General features: G+C 69.1%; 1 protein-coding gene and 1 pseudogene. Both read right to left on the minus strand.

What is annotated here, in order from left to right; translation table 11 throughout:
- Positions 1 to 69: 69 nt before the first annotated feature.
- Positions 70 to 810, minus strand: coding sequence for an IS21-like element helper ATPase IstB (istB, locus tag IT306_27770; protein MCC7372245.1), 741 nt, complete (start codon positions 808 to 810; stop codon positions 70 to 72).
- Between the two features lie 28 nt (positions 811 to 838).
- Positions 839 to 2,368, minus strand: a pseudogene (gene istA, locus IT306_27775) (IS21 family transposase).
- Between the last annotated feature and the right edge of the window lie 139 nt (positions 2,369 to 2,507).

The raw sequence follows: 2,507 nt of genomic DNA on the forward strand, positions 1-2,507 counted from the left end.
TGCGCATTTCGCTCATCGTGAACACTCCGATCGGCCATCGTGAACGGAGCGGAGCGACGCTGGTTGGTTTCAGTCTTTCCCCGGGGACTCCTTCCTTCGCGAGGGCCCTTGTAGCACGAGTGGGTGGGCGTTGTGGAGCAGCCGGTCGCAGATGGCATCGGCGATGGTCGGGTCGCCGAGGTGGTCATGCCAGTTGCCGACGGGGATCTGGCTGGAGAGGATCGTGGACCGGTTGCCGTGGCGGTCGTCGATGATCTCGAGCAGATCGCGGCGCTGGAGGTCGGCCAGGGGCGCGAGCCCCCAGTCGTCGAGGACGAGCACGTCGATGCGGGCCAGGCGGGTGAGCAGGCGCGGGTAGGTCCCATCGGCGCGGGCGAGCGTGAGCTCGTCGAACAGGCGCGGGACGCGGCGGTAGAGGGCCCGGTAGCCCTTGCGACAGGCCTGCTGCGCGAGTGCGCAGGCAAGGTAGGTCTTCCCGACGCCGGTGGGTCCGGTGATGACCACGTTGTGATGCTGCTCGACCCAGGTGCAGGTCGCGAGCTGGCGTACGAGGGCACGGTCCAGCTGACGCCGGGCCGGGTAGTCGATGTCCTCGATGCAGGCATGGCCGAGTCGCAGCTTCGCCTCGCGCAGCACGCGGCCCAGGCGCTTGTTCTGGCGGTCGAGCCACTCGGCATCGACCAGGAGCCCGAGCCGCTCATCAAAGCAGAGGCTGTTGCTCTCCGGGCTTCGCTGCTGCTCCGTCCAGGCCGCTGCCAGTGCGTTCAGGCGCAGGGCCATCAGCTTGTCCATCGTCGGTTCGTTCAGCATGCACGTCTCCTTCGTTCGGGTGGGGTTCGTAGTAGCCGGCGCCGCGCACGTTCTCGTGCGCGGGGGGCGCTGCTTGCGTTTGGATCGCGGGCAGCGGCACGCGATCCAGGCCTCGCTTCAGGATCGAGTCGACATGGCGATACGAGCGTGCGCGGACAGCCACCGCGCGCGTACAGGCGGCCTCGAGCCGCTTGGGCCCGTAGCGCTTGGCCAGGCGCAGGATGCCCAGGCACGAGCGGTAGCCCTGCTCGGGGTGCGGCCGGTCGACGAGGATCGCCTCCACCAGCGCGGCCGTCCCGGGCCCGATGCTCGTTGCCCAGTGGACCAGCCGCGACGGCGTCCAGGCCAGGTGCCTTTGATGCGCCTTCGGCATGTGCTCGGGGGTCGTCGTGTGGCGGCCGCGCTCGACGCTTCGGGCGTGGGAGGCCACGCGCTGGCCCCGCAAGAAGACCTCGACCGTCGCGGCGGTGAAACGCAGCTCCACGCTCTCGTGGGCCAGAGCGTAGGGTACGGAGTAGTAGTGACGATCGAGCTCCACGTGGTAGTCGAGATTCACGCGCGCCGTCTTCCACTCGGCGTGGATGAACCGCTCTGCGGGCAGCGGCTTGAGTGCCGGCCGATCGATCCGCTCGAAGAGCTCCTGCCGGCTGGCGCCGTAGGCGCGCATCGTGCGGGCATTGAGATCGACGAGCAGCTCCCGGATCCGTGCGTTGAGCGCCGTCAGCGAGAAGAACTCCTCGTGGCGCAGCCGGGCCAGGATCCAGCGCTCAGCCACCTGCACGGCAACTTCGACCTTGGCTTTGTCGCGTGGCTTTCCGGGCCGGGCCGGCAAGATGATCGTGCCGTAGTGCTGGGCCAGCTCCTCGTAGGCGCGCTGCACGCCGGGCTCGTAGCGACACGGCGTCGTGACGCCGCTCCTGAGCTGATCGGGCACGACCGCGGCCGCAACCCCGCCGAAGTACTCGAACGCCCGTACGTGGCTCGCCAGGAAGTCCGGCACGCGCTGCGTCAGCGTGGCCTCGGCATAGGTACGGCTCGACGCCCCGAGCGCGGCCACGAAGAGCTCGACCGGCGTGACCTCGCCCGTCTGCGCATCCACAATCTGCGGCTTCTGACCTGCGTAGTCGACGAAGAGCTTCTCGCCCGCGCGATGCAGCTGCCGCATCGAGAGCCGTCGCCGCTTCAGCCAGCGCCGGTAATACTCACAGAACTGCGTATAGAGATAGCCGTCGGGATGCTGCTGCAGGTACTCGAGATGCAGCAGCTCGAGTGTCACCCCGGGCCGCTTGTGCTCGGCATGCACCACGGCGAAGTCCGGCAGCACCCGGCCACGCCCCCCGGCCGCACTCCCGTACAGCCGGCCGTCGAGCGCCTCGTCCGAGAGCGCGCCGACCGCCCCCCAGTCGAGCCCTGCCTCCGCCGCCCGGGCGAGCGTCGCGCTGATCACCCCGACGCTCTTGCCCAGGCTCCGTGCCACCTCCCGATGGCTCCGCCCCAGGCACCACTTCTGCCTCAGAATCTCGCGCGTCTTCCGCATGGACAGCCTCTGGCCCGCCACCAACCCCTCCTCTCGAGGGAGTCAGCGCGGTCTCCGCTGCCCAGCGTCGCTCCGTGGTCGCCTGCCCCCTCCGTCGTGGAGGTCAGGGGATACCACCCCGTTCACGATCCCCGATCTACGTGTTCACGATCCCGATCCA

The organism is Chloroflexota bacterium (assembly GCA_020850535.1).
Classification (GTDB): Bacteria; Chloroflexota; UBA6077; order UBA6077; family JACCZL01; genus JADZEM01.